Below are 20,870 nucleotides of genomic sequence, written 5' to 3'. Positions count from 1 at the left end.
CATTAGCTGGCTAATTTTAAATACAGTGAGGCAAGTTATATTCACGGTAAAAGTTTGTTTTTTATTGATTTATAATTAGTGTAATATCAATAGTGATATTAGCCTGTAGATTATTGGTGGAAATGAAAGTAAGTCAGCCATAACATGATGACTGTTGCTTTAGCGATTGGCTTGATTATTAACGTGAATTTTAATAATCAAATACTCTACTTTCATCCATTGTACTTTGAAATCAACCTTAAGAGTTTATTATGAAAAAAATAGAAGCAATTATTAAACCATTCAAAATGGACGATGTACGTGAAGCACTTGCAGAGATTGATGTGACAGGTATGACAGTATCAGAAGTAAAAGGTTTTGGCCGCCAAAAAGGGCATACTGAATTATACCGTGGTGCTGAGTACATGGTGGACTTTTTACCAAAAGTTAAAATTGAATTAGTAGTTAGAAAAGAAGATGTTGAGCGTTGTATTGAAGCGATCATGAGCACGGCTCAAACGGGTAAAATTGGTGACGGTAAGATTTTTGTTACTCCTGTAGAGCGAGTTATTCGTATCCGTACCGGTGAAGAAGACGGCGAAGCAGTTTAAACGATTTTTAAGTAATCGTTGATATAGCCGTTATGACAGTATTAAACTGATTTCTGTTAAATAACAAACAATAAAAAAGGAGAACTAAGTTCTCCTTTTTTATTGTTTGGACCCTATAAATAATCCTATATTACGCTGATTATTTACAAAGATTATTACCAGTCAAATACGCTCCAGCTTTCTGTGCGTTTTACCACTCGGCTATTTGGGTAATTAAGCTTTAATACCGCTAATGCATTCTTTTCTGGTTCTACTAACCCTAACTCTCTATAGGCAATGATCATGATCTCTAGGGCATCTTTTACAGATTCTGTATCAGGGTAATTATTGAGAACAGTTTTACCACGATTGATTGCTGCTATATAAGCTTCACGTTTGATATACCATTCAGCAATTGATATTTCATAGCGTGCGACTCTATCTTTGATAAACACCATACGTTGGCGAGCATCTTTTGCATATTGGCTATTAGGGTAATACTTTAGAATGTGATTAAAGTCTTTAAAAGCACGTTGTGCATAACTTTGGTCACGATTAAAACGGTCCACACCAAATAGATTTTGGAAAAAGTGATCGTCAGAAGATAAGTTAGTTAGTCCACGCATATAATAAAGATAATCTAAATCTTTATGGGTTGGATTTAAACGAATAAACTTATCAATATTAGCTAATGCAAGCGCCATTTCATTACGTTTGTAATAAGCGTAAATAAGGTCTAATTGCACCTGTTCTGAGTGAGGTCCAAAAGGGTAGCGGCTATCTAGCGCTTCTAAAATGTCAGTGGCTTTTTCAAAGTTCGCTGTTTCTAGCGCTACAGAAGCCTCTTGATATAAAATGACAGGAGGTTTGTCAGCAATCTTTGGTTTATTGCTTTTTTTCGATGAACAGCCAGTAATAAAAATGGCAATGAAAAAACTGGTCGTTATTAGTCTAAGGATCTTATTCATAAGTGTTATAATGTCGGCCAATATTAAAAAGTACAGTATCGGCTATCGCCGAAAGAAATAAAAGTAAAAAAAGATAAAATGTGACAAGATAAGTCTGTCTGACAAAATACTTTTTAAAAATCAATTACAACAGCACAAAATTACAAGAAGAGAGCATTATGAGCCAAGCATTAAACCTATCTGCAGAAGTAACAGATGAACAGTTAGGATTTCGATTAGACCAAGCGGTTGCCGCATTGTTCCCAGATTATTCGCGTTCTCGTATAAAAGAATGGATATTAGCGGGCCTGGTACAAATTGATGGCACTGTCTCTTCTACTCCTCGTGAAAAAGTATTTACGGGTCAGATGCTAGAAGTTAACGCAGTATTAAAAGATGAAGTGACCTTTGTTGCACAAAAAATTGAAATTGATATCGTTTATGAAGACGAAGATATTTTAGTGATCAATAAACCTGCTGGGTTAGTTGTTCACCCGGGTGCAGGTAATGCAAGTGGCACATTATTAAATGCATTATTGTACCATTACCCAAGTATTGCTGAAGTACCACGTGCTGGTATCGTACATCGATTAGATAAAGAAACATCAGGATTGATGGTAGTAGCAAAAAATGTTCCTGCACAAACTCATTTAGTGATGAACTTGCAAGCACGCCAGATGACACGTGAATATGATGCGATTGCCTCGGGATGCTTTACCGCTGGTGGTAAAGTAGATGCGCCTATTGGTCGTGATAAAGTACACCGTACTAAAATGGCCGTTAACCATACGGGAGGCAAAGATGCGATCACGCATTATCGTATTGCTGAAAAGTATCGTGCACATACACGTTTACGTTTGCGTTTAGAAACTGGACGTACTCACCAAATTCGTGTGCATATGATGTCTATCGGCCATGTATTGGCGGGTGACCCTGTCTATGGTGGTCGTCCTCGTCCACCTAAAGGCGCTTCTGAAAAATTAAGTGAAGCATTGCGTGGATTTAGACGCCAAGCACTACATGCGACTATGTTACGTCTTGAGCATCCAATTACCGGTGAAGAGATGGAATGGCACGCTGAACCACCTGAAGATTTTAAAGTGTTAGCGGCTGCGTTACGTGCGGATACTATTTCGCATGAAAACGAATTAGATTTATAGTTTATTATAGTTTACTTAGATGCAATTAATTAAACCTAATTGGGCAGCTCCTGCCCATATTCATGCATACTCAACTACTCGCTTAGGTGGGATCAGTGAAGGTGAATTTTTAGGTTTGAATCTGGCTACTCACGTTGCGGATATTGAGCTACATGTATTAAAAAATCGTGCATTACTCACAGAATATTTACTCGTTAATGAACAACTACACGCTCCTGATTTTTGTTGGTTAAATCAGACTCATAGTCATGATTTAATAAAATTATCAGCCACAACAGCGCAAGCAATTAATGCCGATGCAAGTTGGACTAATGATAATGAAAGAACTTGTGTGGTGATGACTGCGGATTGTTTACCTGTGCTAGTGACAGATAAGCAAGGCAGTTTTGTTGCGGCTATCCATGCCGGATGGCGTGGATTATGTGATGGTATTATTGAAAACAGTATTGAACATATTTGCAATACGTTATCAGTCAAACCCGATCAACTATTAGTATGGTTAGGTCCCTGTATTGGGCCTACTGCCTTTGAAGTTGGTGATGAAGTTCGAGCGCAGTTTGTTCAACAAAATACACAAGCAAGTGAAGCTTTTGTTGCGTCTAACGATAAATGGTTAGCTAATCTGCATCTCCTAGCCAAGTTACGTTTAACAAAATTTACAGGTATTACTATTACAGAAAGTGATTTGTGTACCTTTAACGATGCAGAGTTATTTTACTCATATCGTCGAGATGGCAGAACAGGTCGTCTTGCTTCTTTTATCTGGATTGATTAAAACTAAAAATAGTTGCGATGCTTTTATCGAGCTGTAGTTATTGAAGCTTCATTTATTGCAACTTTTGTTATTGAAACTAGAGCTATTCACCCTCAGTTTTATATCTAATCTTAAATTCCCTAATCTACTCTTAGAAATAACCCTCTTATAATTAATTCTCTAACATTTAATTTATAAATATATTCTTTTTTATTTATTATTTTATCTTTCCTACCTTGAAATAATTCTCTTTACCCCCATCTTTTATAGGGTAAACATTTCAGGAGAATCATCATGCGTTTAGATAAATTAACTAGCAAATTTCAATTGGCATTATCCGATGCTCAATCTATTGCTTTAGGCCGTGATCACCAATATATCGAAGCGACACATGTCTTGTTAGCAATGCTTAATCAAGACGGTGGCGCAATCCGCGGTATTTTGTCTGATCTTGAAATTAACATTAACCTAATGCGTTCACAGCTATCTGCAATGTTAGATAGAATGCCCAAAGTATCTGGTATTGGAGGCGAAATACAGCTCTCTAATCAGTTGGGTATTACCTTTAATTTATGTGATAAGTATGCGCAAAAAGCAAAAGATAAATTTATTTCATCGGAAATTTTCTTAGTCGCCGTTTGTGAAGATAAAGGTGAACTAGGAAAAGTGTTAAATAAACTTGGCTTAACAAAAAGCAAAGTTGAAAGTTCTTTAAAGAAAATTCGTCAAGGTCAAACTGTTAATGACGTTAATGGTGACGGCCCTGAACAAGCCCTAGAAAAATATACCATCGATTTAACCGAGCGTGCTGCGGCAGGTAAACTGGACCCAGTAATTGGACGTGACGATGAAGTACGTCGCATGGTACAAGTGCTACAGCGTAGAACTAAAAATAACCCCGTGATCATCGGTGAGCCAGGTGTCGGTAAAACGGCTATTGTTGAAGGTTTAGCGCAACGTATTGTGAACGGTGAAGTACCGGAAGGTTTGAAAAATAAACGTGTATTATCATTGGATATGGGCTCGCTTATTGCGGGTGCCAAATACCGAGGTGAGTTTGAAGAACGTTTAAAAGCAGTGTTAGCGGAGCTAAATAAAGAAGAAGGGCAAATCATCTTATTTATCGACGAATTGCATACTATGGTAGGTGCTGGTAAAGGCGATGGCGCTATGGATGCGAGTAATATGCTTAAGCCTGCGTTAGCTCGAGGAGAGCTTCATTGTGTTGGCGCGACTACGTTAAATGAGTATCGTCAGTATATTGAAAAAGATGCGGCACTAGAGCGTCGTTTCCAAAAAGTACAAGTTGATGAACCAACGGTTGAAGATACGATCGCGATATTACGTGGTTTAAAAGAGCGTTACGAATTACATCATCAAGTTGAAATAACGGATCCTGCGATTGTGGCTGCGGCAACGTTATCACATCGTTATATTTCTGACCGCCAATTACCCGATAAAGCCATTGATTTAATTGATGAAGCTGCGTCTAGCATTCGCTTACAAATGGACTCTAAACCTGAAAGTTTAGATAAATTAGGGCGTAAAATTATTCAACTAACCGTAGAGCAAAAGTCACTGCAGAATGCTACCGATGAAGCCAGTGTGAAACGGTTAAATGATATAGAGCAGACCTTAAGAATTAAAGGCAAAGAATATAAGTCTTTAGATGAAGTGTGGAAAACAGAAAAAGCCGCGCTATCTGGTACGCAAAATATCAAGCAAGCTTTAGAGCAAGCGCGTATGGATTTAGAAGTCGCTAGCCGCGCGGCTGATTTAACACGTATGTCTGAACTTCAATATGGACGTATTCCGGATTTAGAAAAACAATTAGATTTAGCGTCTCAAGCTGAAATGCAAGAGATGACATTGTTAAAACACTCTGTCACAGAGAATGAAATTGCAGATATTCTATCGCACTGGACCGGCATTCCTGTATCTAAAATGTTAGAGGGCGAGCGGGATAAATTATTGAAAATGGAAAAACATCTTCATTCTCAAGTAGTTGGGCAAAATGAGGCGATTGACGCTATTGCAAATGCAATCAGACGTAGCCGTGCTGGGTTAAGTGATCCTGACCGTCCTATTGGGTCTTTCTTGTTCTTAGGTCCTACTGGGGTCGGTAAAACCGAATCTTGTAAGGCGCTTGCTAACTTCTTATTTGATAGTGTCGATAATATGGTGCGTATTGATATGTCCGAGTTTATGGAGAAACACTCTGTATCTCGTTTAGTCGGTGCTCCTCCAGGTTACGTGGGGTATGAAGAGGGCGGTTACTTAACTGAAGCGGTACGCCGTAAACCTTACTCTGTTATTTTATTGGATGAAATAGAGAAAGCACATCCTGATGTCTTTAATATTTTATTACAGGTGCTGGATGATGGGCGTTTAACTGATGGGCAAGGACGAACCGTTGATTTCCGTAATACGGTGATCATCATGACCTCCAACATAGGTTCTGAGATCATTCAAGAAGCGTTCCCTCGTGCTTCCTATGACGAAGTTAAAAATACTTTGCTAGGTGTGTTAGCGAAACAATTTAAACCAGAGTTTTTGAATCGTATTGATGAAACGGTCGTGTTCCACCCATTAAGTGAAAAACACATTAAATCAATAGCAACGATTCAATTACATGCATTACAGACGCGTCTTAAAGCAAGGGATTACCATCTAACGTTTAATGATGCTTCTATTGAATTTTTGGTTAGCGCTGGATATGACCCTGCCTACGGTGCTCGTCCGTTAAAAAGAGCTGTGCAGCAGTTACTAGAGAATGCATTAGCACAGAAAATATTATCGGGAGAGTTAACCACGGGTAGTAACATATTGGCAGATGTTGAAGAGGGGAAAATAGTGTTTGTGCAACAATAATGTGCTGTCATTATTTTTACTGAGCTAACTCATATTGAACGACATTGCTCAATGAAAGCTCTGTTAATGTACAATGACTGAAAGCAAAATAGCCAAAGGCCAATGATTAATGTCGTTGGCCTTTTTATTTGCAGAAAGTGATTAACTATTTTAAGTGGAGAAAGCTGTTAAGCTTTTTATGTAAAGAAAGCAGCTAAGCTTTTTATATGAAAAACAGTTAGACCTTGATCCTTTGTAATAAATCACCTTCATAAATCGCCTGCTTAATTAAAGCAAAAGCAGCAATGGTTAAATCGGGTTTTAACTCAGTTGAAGTGACGATCAGTTGATCATGAAAATTTGGCAGGGTTTGTTGTTTAATGCAATCTGCAATGGTAGAAAATAAAACTTCACCAGCTTGTAGTATTTTACCTGTGATCACTATTTTTTCGGGGCTTAATAGATTCACTAATATGGCAATATTTTTCCCCAAGTAGTGGGCTGCTTGTTGAGTGATTGTATAACATAATTTATCACCACTTGCCGCGGCTAGATAAATATCATCAATGTTCATGGTATTCACATTCAAGACGCAATCACTACCAGCATTAATCGCTTCTTTAACTTTGTCGTAAATCACCAGATCGCTGACCTCTGTTTCTAAACAACCAATATTGCCACAATGACAGCGCTTACCTGCAGGGTTTGTTTGGACATGACCTATTTCCCCTATATTACAACTTTTACCTAGTAGCTCTTTATTTTCGATAATAACACCTGAACCAACGCCGTGATGAACACTGATAAGCACTGAATCTTGTGTGTTCTTGGTGGCACCAAAGTAATTTTCAGCTAATGCAAGGCAGCGTGTATGATTGCCGATAAAGGTAGGAATATTAAATGTACTTTCAATTTTATTCACTAAAGAGTAGTCATCTAAAGGATAAGTTGGCGTATAAACCACGATGCCTTTTTTAGGATCAACCAAACCAGAAAGGGTAATTGAAATAGCAGATATTTTTTCATTAATTAACAGTGGCTGAGTCATAAACTTTGCAATTTCAGCAATCAAAAATTCAATTAAAAAAGCACTGCTCGCAATCTTAGGAATAGTGATTTGTTTACTCACTAACTTAATGCCAGATAAATTATAATGCGCGATAGACAATAATTTTTGGCCTAATTTAATGGCAATTACATTTACCGCATCAGAATTTGGCGCTAAAGAAATGGCTCTTCGTCCACCCGTAGATGCTTGTAATTCAACTTCTGCAATCAATCCATTTTCGATTAGTTGACGTGTTATTTTGGTCACACTTGCTGGGGCTAATCTACTTATCTTTGCTGTTTTAACACGAGAAATAGGGGCGTATTGCTCAATAATTTTATAAATGATGGCACTATTTAATTGCTTGATTTGTTCGATATTAGCAATGGTTGTTTGCATCGCATCGTGATTGACTGTGTTCATTAAGTGAATACCTACCGTGGTGTTTATCTCGCCGCAATGATAGCAGATTTTTTTAGGTCACAGATGAGGTTTAATCAAAAGGCATTAACTTTAAAAAAGTATGCCGATTGACCAGAATAATTGTTATGCGGAGCTGGTAATGACAATCGATCATGTCATTAGTGTTCATCCATTAAACGTTATATTAAACTTTTGTTATTCAGTGGCTTCATAACAACCGTTAACAACGGTCCCGGTGACTTGATAATCATTGTTAAAAATTGCTAAGTTGGCAATTTTACCCACTTCAATGCTGCCTAGTTTATTATCTACGGAAATCGCTTTCGCAGGATAAATAGTCGCCATACGAATAGCTTCTTCTAAACCAATGCCTACAAATTTTACACATTGTTCAATGGACTCTATTAAGGTGACTGCAGAGCCCCCTAAAGTACCATCTTTGCCCACACATTTTCCCTGTTTGTAATAAACAGTCGTGCCTACAAAATCAAACTCACTAATATCTGCCCCTGCAGGCGCCGTTGCATCGGTCACTAGTATTAATTTATCACCCAAGATTCTTTTTGATAAACGTACATTTTCGTAAGCCACATGAAAACCATCGACGATAATGCCTGCGTAGATATTATTATCGTAAATTGCACCTACTACGCCAGGCTCTCGTCCGGTAATAGATGTCATTGCATTGAATAGATGCGTGGCAGAAGATGCGCCGTGTTGAATCGCTTCAGTAGCCTGTTGATAAGTGCCATTGCTGTGCCCTAAAGAAACCACAATACCTGCATTAGCCAGCTGTTCAATAAACTTGTTCGGCGTTTTTTCCGGTGCCATGGTTATTTGGCTGACGACATCACTATTTGCACAGATCAAATCAATCATTTCAGGATCGGGTTGGCGTATAAATTCCTGGCGGTGGATACCTTTTTTCTGCACGTTAATATAAGGGCCTTCGAGATGTAATCCGAGTACTTCATTAGGCTTTTTTTGCATATATTCGCGTGTTACATGCAATGCTTTCTTAATGCCTTGGTCGGTGTCAGTAATAAAGGTTGGAAGGTAGCTGGTGGTCCCTGATTTCAGATTAGCAGCTTGCATTGTTGCTAGTGTTTGCTCTGTTACTGCGCCATTAAACATAACACCACCACAACCATTTAATTGTAAATCAATAAATCCAGGTGTTAAATTCTGACCCTGTAGGTCAATACGATCAATATCATTGGTTAATGCAGTGATGGGAATAATAGCGCTGATTTTTTGATCTTCAATAACGACTGCATGATCAATAAGAATCGATTGAGTTGTATAAATAGTGCAATTGGTAAGTGCATACATTATAAATCTCTCCTAGGCATACTTTATTAGACAAATGGATGCGTTTAATCTAAGTGATAAATCAGGCCTAACTGTATGTCTGTTCCGTTAAACCTGATGTGAAGTGATTATAGGAAGCGAATGTTTTCTGCTTCTAGTTCCGTGAAGTACTTAAGTGTTTTAACTTTAAGCTCCATCGTTGATGCTGAATCACATACGATAATTGCTTTTTGATGTAGTTGTAATGCGGTAACAGTCCAGAGATGGTTGACGCTGCCTTCTACAGCAGTTTGCAATGCTAACGCTTTATGGTGGCCAGTGACAAGAGTTAATACTTCTTCTGCCTCTAATAATGTACCTACACCGATAGTCAGCGCTAACTTAGGCACTTTATTAATATCATCATCGAAAAAACGTGAGTTAGCAAGGCGAGTGTCGGGTGTTAATGTTTTAACACGAGTGCGTGATGCTAATGATGAACCTGGCTCATTAAAAGCAATATGACCATCACTACCTACGCCGCCCATAAATAGATTAATTTTGCCGTAGCTTTTTATTTTATCTTCATAGCGTTGGCACTCTGCGCTCAGATCATCAGCTAGACCATTTAATAAATTGATATTTTGTACCTGAATATCGACATGGTTGAAAAAGTTATTATGCATAAAGCTATGGTAACTTTCAGGATGAGCAGGCTCCAAGCCAACATATTCATCCATATTAAAGGTAACAACATGTTTAAAGCTGACCTTTCCTGCTTTATGTAACTCAATTAGGTGTTGATATGTGGCCAAGGGCGTACTGCCTGTGGGCAAGCCTAAAATAAAAGGTCGATCCGCAGTGGGGTTAAATTTATTAATTTTATTAACGATGTATTGAGCAGACCATAAACCAACATCGGCTAAGTTGTTAAGTGGAATCAGGCGCATTTTAATCTCCAGGTAATGAATATCTCTACTTAATTCTCATCGTAAATTAAGTTTGGGTTTAATGCCACTCATTTTCACTTATTAGGTCAAATATAAGTGATTTAAGTCACAGAATAGGGTGATTGCATTTGCGCGATTTAAGAAACTCTTTAGAGTCATAGCCTAGACATGTTGATGAAAGGCGTTCTATTGAACCCACGTTATAACAACAGGTTTTAATCATAATAATCAATGCGAATTAAGTCGCTGTTTCAAGGAGAGTAAAATAGTGAATATTTTAGGATATATGCAAAAAGTGGGCAGGGCCTTAATGGTTCCAGTGGCAGTATTACCCGCTGCAGCAATTTTAATGGGGATTGGTTATTGGATTGATCCAAATGGCTGGGGTGGTGATTCTCAACTAGCGGCTTTTTTAATTAAAGCGGGTGCTGCAGTAATTGACAACATGGCGCTATTATTTGCCGTGGGTGTTGCTTATGGCATGTCTAAAGATAAAGATGGTGCTGCTGCGTTATCTGGTTTAGTAGGTTGGCTAGTGGTTACTACACTACTGGCACCTGGTGCGGTTGAGCAAATTACTGGAGAAGCTGCTAATGCTTCTTTTGGACGAATTGAAAATCAATTTGTTGGTATCTTAGTCGGTATTATTTCTGCTGAGTTATATAACAAGTTTTCAGAAGTCGAATTACACAATACATTGGCGTTTTTCTCTGGTCGTAGATTAGTGCCTATCATCGTTTCTGTAGTAATGATTGTTGTATCATTTATTTTAATGGCAGTTTGGCCAATTATTTTCTCAGGTTTACAGCATTTTGGTGAAACGATTTCAGGTATGGGCGATATTGGAGCTGGTATTTATGCATTCTTTAACCGTCTATTGATTCCTGTTGGACTTCACCATGCGTTAAATTCAGTATTTTGGTTTGATGTGGCGGGCATTAATGATATCCCTAACTTTTTAGCTGGTCAGGATACGATCACTAAATTCGCTGCTGAAGGTAAAAATGCAATCGGTACTGTTGGTATGTATCAAGCTGGTTTCTTCCCTATTATGATGTTTGGTTTGCCTGGTGCTGCATTAGCAATTTATACGACAGCAAAAGCAGAGCATAAGCAAAAAGTGGCTTCTATTATGTTAGCTGCTGCATTAGCTTCATTCTTTACTGGTGTGACAGAGCCTTTAGAGTTTTCATTTATGTTTGTAGCGCCGTTATTGTATGTCGTGCATGCAGTATTAACAGGTGTTTCAGTATTTATTGCCGCTAATATGGAATGGATGGCTGGTTTTGGCTTCTCTGCTGGTTTAGTGGATATGGTACTCTCTTCACAAAACCCACTCGCTAAACAATGGTATATGCTGTTAGTTCAGGGTGTTGTCTTCTTTGGTATTTATTATTTTGTATTTTTAACATTAATTAAAACACTTAATCTTAAAACACCAGGTCGCGAAGATAACGAGACGGAAGTAGTTAATACCGCTACTAAAGCTGTTGAAGGTAATGACCAATTAGCCATTAGTTATGTTGCTGCACTAGGTGGCGCTGATAATATCGAAGTGATTGATGCCTGTATTACTCGATTACGTTTGACCTTAAAAAACCGTAGCATTATAAAAGAATCAGAACTGAAGGCGTTAGGTGCAATGGGTGTTGTGAAACTAGGAGATAATAATCTTCAAGTGATCATTGGGCCGCAAGCTGAAAGCATTGCTAATAGAATGAAGTTGCTAAAATAAACGGCAATTAATTTTTCAATAGGCACTCAATGAGTGCCTATTTTCGTTTTGGTAGAGGGTTGTTGTTTAAACCTGTTCTTCGCAATAAAGCTGGCATTAGGCAAAAATTTCAATTGCTAGCGGGTATATTTTCATCTTTATGGCGACAATCTACTCACCTCAGAAGATACTGATTTTTGCATCTTAAAGTCACATCGATGTAGATATCACCGTGAACCTTTCATTTACCATTATTTCACTTGAGCTTAAGGCTAGAATATACGATGATTGCCCCTTTATGAATCATGTATTTTAGAGGTCACAATGTCTGAACTGGAAACACGCCCAAGTAATTTTATTCGCACCATTATTGAAAACGACCTTGAGAGTGGTAAACACCAGACAATCCATACACGTTTCCCGCCTGAACCAAACGGTTATTTACATATTGGTCATGCAAAATCTATCTGTTTAAACTTTGGTTTAGCGCGTGATTATCCTAATGCTGCTTGTAACTTGCGTTTTGATGACACTAACCCGGTTAAAGAAGATGCTGATTACGTTGCAGCGATTGAAAAAGATGTCTCTTGGTTAGGATTTGAATGGCAAGGTGATGTACGTTATTCATCTAATTATTTTGAACAACTTTTTGATTATGCTGTTGAGTTAATCGAAAATAACAAAGCTTATGTTTGTGAATTAAATGCAGAGCAAACACGTGAATACCGCGGTACGTTGACGTCTCCTGGTAAAGATAGCCCATATAGAAATCGCCCGATCGAAGAAAGCTTAGATCTATTTAAACGTATGCGTGCAGGTGAGTTTGAAGAAGGGGCGATGATGCTGCGTGCTAAAATCGATATGGCTTCTCCAAATATGAAAATGCGTGATCCGGTTATTTACCGTATTCGTTTTGCACACCATCACCAAACTGGTGACAAATGGTGCATCTACCCTATGTACGATTTTACACATTGTATTTCGGATGCGATTGAGGGGATTACTCATAGTTTATGTACGTTAGAGTTTGAAGATCACCGTCCATTATACGACTGGGTATTAGCTAATATCAGCATCGAGTGTAAACCACGTCAAATAGAGTTTTCGCGCTTAAACTTGCAATACACATTAACGTCTAAGCGTAAATTAAATGCATTAATTGAAGAAAACATCGTCACTGGTTGGGATGATCCTCGTATGCCTACTATTTCTGGTATGCGTCGTCGTGGTTACCCTGCTGCATCATTACGCGAATTTTCAAAACGAATTGGCGTAACAAAGCAGGAAAATACCGTTGAGTTTGCTTCATTAGAAGCTTGTGTTCGTGAAGATCTAGAAGCTAATGGCGCACGAGCGATGGCTGTGCTTGATCCAATCAAAGTAACGATAACAAATTATGAGCAAGGTAAGTTAGAGCAGTTAATCGCACCAGCTCACCCTAAAGATGAAAGCATGGGAACGCGTACTGTGCCATTCTCACGTGAGTTATATATTGATGCTGCTGATTTCCGAGAAGAAGCGAATAAAAAATATAAGCGCTTGGTATTAGGTAAAGAAGTGCGTTTACGTAATGCTTATATGATTAAAGCTGAAGAGGTTATTAAGGATCAAGAAGGCAATATTACTGAAATTCTTTGTTCTTACGACCCAACTACATTAGGTAAAAATCCTGAAGACGGACGTAAGCCTAAAGGGGTTATCCATTGGGTAAGTGCTGAGTCAAATCATCCTGCTGAATTCCGTATTTATGACCGTTTATTTACGGTAGAAAATCCTGCGGCAGTGGAAGATATCCATAGTGTAATTTACCCTGATTCATTAGTTGTAAAACATGGTTTTGTTGAAAACAGCTTAGTGGACGCACAACCTGAAGTCGCTTATCAATTTGAGCGTGAAGGATACTTCTGTGCTGATAATAAAGATTCAAGTGCTGATAAGTTAGTGTTTAACCGAACGGTTGCATTACGTGACTCATGGGCTGGTTAATATAACTATAAATATAACTATAAATATGTGACTAAAAAGGTCTGCTCAAAGCAGACCTTTTTATTGCTGCTTAACTATTTTCTTTAATAACCCTTTCCAACCATTCATACTTTCCAACTATTAATACTTTTTAATGACTCCTAAAGTTGCAGACTCAATAATTTATCTTGATTAAAAAATATCTAACATCTAATACCAACTCTGTAAGATCAATAAGTTCTAATGCTTGTTTAGTAACTGTTGCAGCGTGACTTTATCTATGCCGCCCATTTTACTTAATTGGGCTAGTAATAATTCAGCACAAGCTAAAGCATCGGTTAATGCATTATGTGCGTTATAAATAGGCAAATTATAACGCTCTCTACAGGCATTTAAACGCAAGCTACTGGTGTTTAAAGATTGATGTTTACGTAGTTCTCTTTTTTTATCTATCAGTAATGTATCAATAGCAAATAGTGCAAAAGATTGTTTTTCCGCACCTACTAATGATTGCTGTAAAAACTGTAAATCTAGGCTAGCATAATGAGCAACGATGACTTTATCTTTACACTGCTCAAATAACCATTGCAGCACCTCTTGTAAGGGGAGCGCATTGGTCAGATGCCTATCTAAAACACCATGAATAACGGCACTTTGTCCTACGGTTCCTTGTATTTTAATGAGCTTATATTGTGCAAGTTTAGGCTGGATCTTGGCATTGATGATAGGGATCACTCCAATACTCACCATTTGATCTTTTTTGCTGTCTAAGCCTGTCATTTCAATATCTAATGCTAATAGCTTAATGTCTGAAATAGGACTATCTAGTTGGCTTAATAAATATTGATAATGATCTTGTAGGGCATTCAGCTTGCTATTTTTAACCAAGCGTTTTAATTGATACTGTAACCACCATCGTTGAAACATTAAAATTGCCTTAAGAACTTTAACCTAATTGTGCCTTGTGCTTCATGAATCACTTTAAAGGCATCCTTTAATTGATGGCGAACTAATGAAGACAGACTATCGGGTAAAATATAGTTAGAAACAGGTTGTGTATTATTAAATTGTTGTCCTTGATTGGTAAGACGTTTATGGGCAATAAACTCCCAAGCATCCAACAAATTCATCGCAACTTCTTTATCTATTTTAGATTTTTCGATTAAACTTTCTAAACGTTTGCTAGTATTTACTTCTTCTATACCTGCTGCTAGTGCGTAGGTTCTAACGATATCATTGATTAAAGCATTACCTTTATGCTTTAAATCTATTCCTTTTACTTCGCTACCATCTCGTTCAATGACAAAGCTTCTGAAGAATCCTAATGGCGCTGTTGATTGCAGTGCATTTTGACTCAGCGCTGCAAGAAATATGTCGTTTCCCTTGGTCTTGTTTAATACTGTTGTTTGCAAGGTTGTGAATAAACTTAAATCTCCGTAAATACCGCGCATATCAAAGAAGATAGTCGCGTTTAATAATGCACTGGGCTGAGGAGTATTGACCCATTTTGAAAATTGTTGTTGCCACTGTTGTAGTGTTAATTGCCACTGTGGATTCTGCGCCATGATATTACCGGGACAAAATGGAAAACCACACTCATTCAAAGCACTACAAACAAATTCAGAAAGTTGCTTAAAATAACATTTATCTTGTTCAGAAGGCGTCTTCTCTAAAATCAATGCACTATCTTGGTCTGACCCTGCCATTTGATCTTGGCGACCCTGTGAGCCAAATGCCAGCCAACAGAATGCCATTGGAGCAGGGCCAAGTTGTTTTTGTTTTAATACTATTAAACGACGTGTTAATGAGTCGGTAACAGAGGTAAGAATACGGCCTATTTCAATGGCTTTAGCATCGCTACTAATCAGGTTATGTAATAGGTCTGGTATCTTTTGGCTAACTTGTATCAGTGCTTCTAAGCTATTTTGACGTTCTATTTGGCCAATTAGTAATAACGGCTGAGAGCTTTGACTACGGATTAAATCTGTACTAGTAATGATCGCGATTGGTCTTTCTTGGTCGACCACGGGTAAATGATGAATATTATTTTCACTCATTTTTAACATCGCTTCGAAGATCAGTGCATTTGGTTCGATAACAGTTGGTTCTTTGGTCATTATTTGTTCGACTAGTAGGTCACCGCCCAGTCCTTTTGCTAAGACACGATTACGTAAGTCGCGATCGGTTAAGATTCCGCATAATTTATCTTGGTTAACAACAACAAGAGAGGAGAGACGTTTCTTAGACATTAGCTGTGCAGCTTCATGAATGGTGGCATCGGCTGTGATGGTGGTGAGATCTCTGGACATAATGTGAGTAATACGGGCTGTACTGATGTGGCTATGCTGCAATGACCCTTGGTTGCGTAATCGTTTGGCAAAGGCTTGATTAAAAAAACGATCGAACGAATGGCTATTGGCGCGTAATTGATCAAACATTTTAGCTGAAAGGTGGTAAACCAGTGCATCCTCTAAAATATGTACTTGATTGACAACTTTTTCACCCGAAAGCATGCCGCTAAAACCAAAATATTCGCCTTCTGCGACTCTATCAATGAGCTCTCCTTGTTGTGTGGTTACTTCAAATGCACCACTGCGAACAATATATAATTGGGGCTCGTCACTATCTACATTGACTAACTTTTGTTGTTTGCTGTAGTAGGAAATAGTTAATTCCTGACAACATTTTTTTATAGTTTGTTCATGTAAAGAATCAAAAGGAGCTAATCTGCGCATGAAATCAAAAATGGGTTGTAACTCACTGTTATCCATAAGCACCTAGCTATAAGTTGTGGGAAATTTTGAGGTTAAAAGATCTAAAAAAGCGCCGAAGCGCTTTTAAATTAGAGATTATTTTAATGATCGTGTGCTTCGCCTGCTCCTTTAGGGAAACGAATTGATTCAACCATATCGACTACTGCTTGCGGCGTTGGCGCAGTCATTTTGCAGACTATAATGGCAACTGCAAAGTTGATCACCATACCTAGCATGCCAATACCTTCTGGCGATACACCAAACAACCAGTTTTCAGACATATTCGCAGCTGGGTTTACAAATTTAAAATAAACAATGTAAGCCGTTGTAAATGATAAACCTGCAAGCATACCTGCGATAGCACCTTCCTTATTCATTTTCGTAGAGAAAATGCCCATCGTAATCGCTGGGAATAAAGAGGAAGCGGCCAGACCAAAGGCGATGGCGACCACGGCGGCTACAAATCCTGGTGGGTTAATACCAAAGTAACCTGCCATGATGATGCCGGCACCGGATGCCATTCGCGCATACATTAACTCCTTTTTATCGGAGATATTGGGCATTAAGTTCTTTTTCAGTAAATCATGAGAAACAGAAGTTGAAATAACTAACAATAGACCTGCTGATGTAGATAGTGCAGCAGCTAGACCACCTGCAGCCATCAATGCAATAACCCATGCAGGTAAATTTGCCATCTCTGGTGTTGCTAATACGATGATGTCACGGTCAACATTCATTTCATTTGTTTCAGTATTTGAATAGAACATTCTGCCGTCATTGTTCTTATCTTCCCATTTGATTAAACCTGTTTTTTCCCAGTTCTCAATCCACATAGGGGCTTCGGCATGAGGTACACCTTGGCTTTCTGGACCATTAATAGACTGGATCATGTTTACTCGGGAAAATGAAGCAAGTGCAGGGATAGTCGTGTACATAATGGCAATGAACAATAATGTCCAACCAGCAGAGCTACGCGCATCCTTCACTCTTGGTACGGTGAAAAAGCGAACGATTACGTGTGGTAAACCCGCAGTACCAAACATTAATGCACCAGTAATAAATAGCACATCAATCATGTCTTTAGAGCCTTGGGTATATAATGAGAACCCTAAATCTGTAGAAAGTCCATCCAGTTTATCCATTAAATAAACACCTGAACTATTACCCGTTGCATCCAATAATTCTGCACCGAATCCTAATTGAGGGAAGATATGACCTGTCATCATGATTGAAAGGAAAACAGCAGGTACCATGAAAGCAAAAATCATGACACAGTATTGTGCTACTTGAGTGTAAGTGATCCCTTTCATACCGCCTAAAACAGCATAGAAAAATACTACACACATACCGATATAAACGCCGGTATCAACTTCTACTTCTAGGAAGCGAGAAAATACAACACCTACACCACGCATTTGACCAGCAATATAAGTAAAGCTGATGAAGATGGCACAGACAACCGCCACGGTACGAGCAGATTGTGAATAGTAACGGTCACCAATGAAGTCTGGCACGGTGAATTTACCAAATTTACGAAGGTAAGGAACCATCAACAGAGCAAGCAGTACATAACCACCTGTCCAACCCATAATGTAAACACTACCGTCATAACCAACGAAAGAAACAATACCCGCTAGTGATATAAATGAAGCGGCTGACATCCAGTCCGCTGCTGTTGCCATACCGTTTAAAATAGGTGGTACACCACCGCCTGCTACATAGAACTCTTTTGTTGAACCCGCTCGTGTTTTAATTGCAATGCCAATGTACATGGCAAATGTAACCCCAACCACTATATAGGTTAATGTTTGAACATCCATTTTTACTACTCCCTGTTATTCGTCAACACCATATTTTTTGTCAAGTGTGTTTGATTTTTTTACATATACAAAAATCAGTATTAAAAAGACATAAATTGAACCTTGTTGAGCGAACCAAAATCCTAATTTAAAGCCCATAAAACTGAATTGATTTAATATATCAACGAGTAATACGCCGCAACCAAATGAGACAAAAGCCCAAATAGCCAATAATTTAATCACTAGTTTTAGATTTTCATTCCAATATCCCTTTGCTTTTTCTGCGTCTTCAAAACTCACTGTCATTCTCCTTAATGGTCTTAACGAAGAAGAGATTTAAAAGTGAAAACAGGCTTTTTGTGTTTAATTTAAACATTAATCAAACAAAAAATAAGCATTCACTTTCTAGCTCTTATCTAACGACTTAAAAAATAATTTCCTTATCAAATAAGCGTGCGTTAATAGTATGTTAAATTCACTATTTTAGTACGCCGAGACAAAGAGCTAGATCATATTTTATCGAATGAAAATTGAGCAGTTCGTCACATAAGGAATCTATAGTATTGTTTTTGTGATTAAAGTTCACATAGTGAAGATGAGTATTTAGTATGACTTTAGGAAGATGAATTGCTTTATAGAAAAGATAAAAAATTAAAAAATGAATTTTTATGCACTTTGATTAACATTTAATTCACATTTAAGTTCGCTTTTTAGGCTTATATTGAGTGGATTATAAATACTGCTGATGTTGACACACGTAAATGCTATTTTTGGTGTAATAAAATAAGCAGAATAATTAGTAAATAAATAAAAAAATGTAATTCAAGACTATAATCAATGCAATTTAAAATTAATAGGTTAGTAGAGAAGTTATGGAATTTGAAAAAATGTTACACGAACTTGCAACTAGGGATGGTTCAGACCTTTACTTAGCTACTGGGGCGCCACCTTCTGGAAAATTTGAGGGAAAATTAATACCTCTGATAGAGACTACTTTAAAACCTGGTGAAGTGAGTGACATCGCATATCAAATAATGGATGGAGAACAAAAAGCTGAATTTGAACAAACATTAGAGATGAATCTTGCTATCTCATTAAGTGGTGTTGGTCGTTTTCGTATTAACATATTTAAACAACGCAATGAAATTTCTATCGTCGCGCGTAATATTAAATTAGATATTCCCAAGTTCGATGATTTACGACTACCTGCAGTACTTAAAGAAGTGATTATGATGAAGCGTGGTTTAGCTTTATTTGTAGGTGGGACTGGGTCGGGTAAATCAACATCTTTAGCGGCGTTAATCGATCATCGAAACGAAAACTCATCTGGCCATATTATCACTATTGAAGATCCCGTTGAATTTGTGCATCGGCATAAAAAAAGTATTATTAATCAAAGGGAAGTAGGTGTTGATACGCGAAGTTTTCATGCTGCATTAAAAAACACCTTACGCCAGGCGCCGGATGTTATTTTAATTGGAGAAATTCGTGATAAAGAAACCATGGAGCATGCATTATCCTTTGCTGAAACAGGACATTTAGTTATTTCAACATTGCATGCTAATAATGCCAATCAAGCAATCGACCGTATTATTAACTTTTTCTCTGAAGATCGACGTATTCAATTATTAAATGATTTAGGTAATAACTTGAAAGCTTTTGTTTCACAACGTCTGATTCAAACTGTAGATGGAAAGCGTTGTGCCGCAGTAGAAGTCATGATGGGCACATTAACCATTCGCGATATGATTAAACGTGGTCAATTTGAGTTATTAAAGGAAGTAATGGAAAAATCGAAGTCGCTTGGTATGCAAACATTTGATAGTGCATTATTTGATTTAGTAAAAGAAGGGCGCATTAGCGAAGAGGAAGCGATAAAAAATTCAGACTCGCCAACTAACTTAGCACTTAAATTTAAACTCGATAAAGGCAATATTGCCGATTTAGAAGAAGATAGCAGTAAAAAAAGTGGTGGTTTGACCCTTGAACCAAAAAGCGATGATGAGCTCAGCTTTTCGTAAATAAAAAGTTATTCATTTAAGAGTTGAATCTGCCAATTATTCCCATCAAGCGCTTCGGCGCTTTTTTCATGGGTATTCCCTAACTAACCACTAACTTCACTCATTTATTGAACCCAAGACTTTAAAGCCATCGAAAAGTAACTTTTATACACTATTGCCGGAGCGGATGGAGTTTGAATACATGAACTCTAGCGAGGGATACCCCGCATTCTTATAAATGAGGAGCCTAATAAAGAGTCAACCAACTGAACTGCTACTTACTGAAGTAGTATTTTTATAAGGAATGTACTATTAGATTTTATCTGGAAGTAAACGTTTATACACTATTGGCGGAGTGAACTGGGCTTGATTACGTGTGATCTGGCGAGACAGGTCGAGTGCTCTAATAAAGAGTCAACCAACTGAACTATTATTACTCATTAGAGTAATAATAGTTTAATTTTCTATAGGTTTTTTTCAAGAATTAATTATTAGAATGTATCTGGAAGTAAACGTTTATAAACTATTGGCGGAGTTGATGAGATTTGAATACGTGAACCCTGACGAGATAGGTCGCGTGTTCTAATAAAGAGTCAACCAACTGAACTACTGCAGATGAGAGTATAAGAATATTTTTAGTGAAATTTA

At 37.8% G+C, this 20,870-nt stretch carries 15 protein-coding genes; 7 read left to right on the top strand and 8 right to left on the bottom strand.

Annotation, left to right across the window (positions count from 1 at the left end):
- Nucleotides 1-251 precede the first annotated feature (251 nt).
- Nucleotides 252-590, top strand: coding sequence for a P-II family nitrogen regulator (locus MT391_RS14615; protein WP_028867321.1), 339 nt, complete (start codon nucleotides 252-254; stop codon nucleotides 588-590).
- 155 nt (nucleotides 591-745) lie between these two features.
- On the opposite strand, the gene MT391_RS14610 is transcribed toward MT391_RS14615, so the two are convergent.
- The gene (locus tag MT391_RS14610; protein WP_028867322.1) at nucleotides 746-1,537 is read right to left on the bottom strand and encodes an outer membrane protein assembly factor BamD; all 792 of its coding nucleotides are present in this window, start codon (nucleotides 1,535-1,537) and stop codon (nucleotides 746-748) included.
- 158 nt (nucleotides 1,538-1,695) lie between these two features.
- Between MT391_RS14610 and rluD the strand changes: the two genes are divergently transcribed.
- The 3 genes from rluD (at nucleotide 1,696) to clpB (ending at nucleotide 6,301) form a co-directional block, all read left to right on the top strand.
- Complete coding sequence (rluD, locus tag MT391_RS14605) at nucleotides 1,696-2,676, top strand: 23S rRNA pseudouridine(1911/1915/1917) synthase RluD (protein WP_028867323.1); 981 nt, start codon at nucleotides 1,696-1,698, stop codon at nucleotides 2,674-2,676.
- 19 nt (nucleotides 2,677-2,695) lie between these two features.
- Complete coding sequence (gene pgeF / locus MT391_RS14600; RefSeq protein ID WP_499498741.1) at nucleotides 2,696-3,451, top strand: peptidoglycan editing factor PgeF; 756 nt, start codon at nucleotides 2,696-2,698, stop codon at nucleotides 3,449-3,451.
- Nucleotides 3,452-3,724: 273 nt separating this feature from the next.
- Nucleotides 3,725-6,301 carry an ATP-dependent chaperone ClpB gene (clpB, locus tag MT391_RS14595; protein WP_499498739.1) on the top strand — a complete coding sequence of 859 codons (2,577 nt, stop codon included), beginning with the start codon at nucleotides 3,725-3,727 and terminating at the stop codon, nucleotides 6,299-6,301.
- A 217-nt stretch (nucleotides 6,302-6,518) separates the two neighbouring features.
- On the opposite strand, the gene MT391_RS14590 is transcribed toward clpB, so the two are convergent.
- The 3 genes from MT391_RS14590 to nagB form a co-directional block, all read right to left on the bottom strand.
- Entirely contained in the window at nucleotides 6,519-7,751 is a 1,233-nt protein-coding gene (locus MT391_RS14590) for an ROK family protein (protein ID WP_499498738.1), read from the bottom strand.
- A 195-nt stretch (nucleotides 7,752-7,946) separates the two neighbouring features.
- Entirely contained in the window at nucleotides 7,947-9,083 is a 1,137-nt protein-coding gene (gene nagA, locus MT391_RS14585) for an N-acetylglucosamine-6-phosphate deacetylase (protein ID WP_499498736.1), read from the bottom strand.
- Nucleotides 9,084-9,190: 107 nt separating this feature from the next.
- Nucleotides 9,191-9,991, bottom strand: a complete 801-nt coding sequence (gene nagB / locus MT391_RS14580) for a glucosamine-6-phosphate deaminase (RefSeq protein ID WP_028867328.1) — start codon at nucleotides 9,989-9,991, stop codon at nucleotides 9,191-9,193.
- Nucleotides 9,992-10,259: 268 nt separating this feature from the next.
- Here nagB and nagE point away from each other — a divergent pair, with 268 nt between their 5' ends.
- Nucleotides 10,260-11,726, top strand: coding sequence for an N-acetylglucosamine-specific PTS transporter subunit IIBC (gene nagE / locus MT391_RS14575; RefSeq protein WP_499498734.1), 1,467 nt, complete (start codon nucleotides 10,260-10,262; stop codon nucleotides 11,724-11,726).
- A 303-nt stretch (nucleotides 11,727-12,029) separates the two neighbouring features.
- Complete coding sequence (gene glnS / locus MT391_RS14570) at nucleotides 12,030-13,691, top strand: glutamine--tRNA ligase (RefSeq protein ID WP_499498732.1); 1,662 nt, start codon at nucleotides 12,030-12,032, stop codon at nucleotides 13,689-13,691.
- 219 nt (nucleotides 13,692-13,910) lie between these two features.
- Here the strand turns inward: glnS and MT391_RS14565 are convergent, their stop codons facing one another.
- The 4 genes from MT391_RS14565 to MT391_RS14550 form a co-directional block, all read right to left on the bottom strand.
- Nucleotides 13,911-14,597 (bottom strand): exonuclease domain-containing protein, encoded by a 687-nt coding sequence (locus MT391_RS14565; RefSeq protein WP_028867331.1) that lies wholly within the window; start codon nucleotides 14,595-14,597, stop codon nucleotides 13,911-13,913.
- Nucleotides 14,597-16,441, bottom strand: coding sequence for a DUF294 nucleotidyltransferase-like domain-containing protein (locus MT391_RS14560; RefSeq protein ID WP_028867332.1), 1,845 nt, complete (start codon nucleotides 16,439-16,441; stop codon nucleotides 14,597-14,599). The genes MT391_RS14565 and MT391_RS14560 overlap by 1 nt, the downstream gene beginning before the upstream one ends.
- An 83-nt stretch (nucleotides 16,442-16,524) precedes the next feature.
- Nucleotides 16,525-18,243, bottom strand: coding sequence for a sodium:solute symporter family protein (locus tag MT391_RS14555; RefSeq protein WP_028867333.1), 1,719 nt, complete (start codon nucleotides 18,241-18,243; stop codon nucleotides 16,525-16,527).
- Nucleotides 18,244-18,258: 15 nt separating this feature from the next.
- On the bottom strand, nucleotides 18,259-18,528 hold the full coding sequence (locus MT391_RS14550) for a DUF4212 domain-containing protein (RefSeq protein WP_205963034.1): 270 nt from the start codon (nucleotides 18,526-18,528) through the stop codon (nucleotides 18,259-18,261).
- Nucleotides 18,529-19,094: 566 nt separating this feature from the next.
- Between MT391_RS14550 and MT391_RS14545 the strand changes: the two genes are divergently transcribed.
- Nucleotides 19,095-20,243: a PilT/PilU family type 4a pilus ATPase gene (locus MT391_RS14545; protein ID WP_166371777.1), complete on the top strand. Its 1,149-nt coding sequence runs from the start codon at nucleotides 19,095-19,097 to the stop codon at nucleotides 20,241-20,243.
- The last annotated feature ends 627 nt before the right edge of the window (nucleotides 20,244-20,870 follow it).

Source organism: Vibrio sp. 1-Bac 57 (assembly GCF_037546855.1).
GTDB lineage: Bacteria > Pseudomonadota > Gammaproteobacteria > Enterobacterales > Psychromonadaceae > Psychromonas.
The sequence above is the reverse complement of the archived record's forward strand: the minus strand, read 5'-3'. Positions and strand labels throughout refer to the sequence as shown.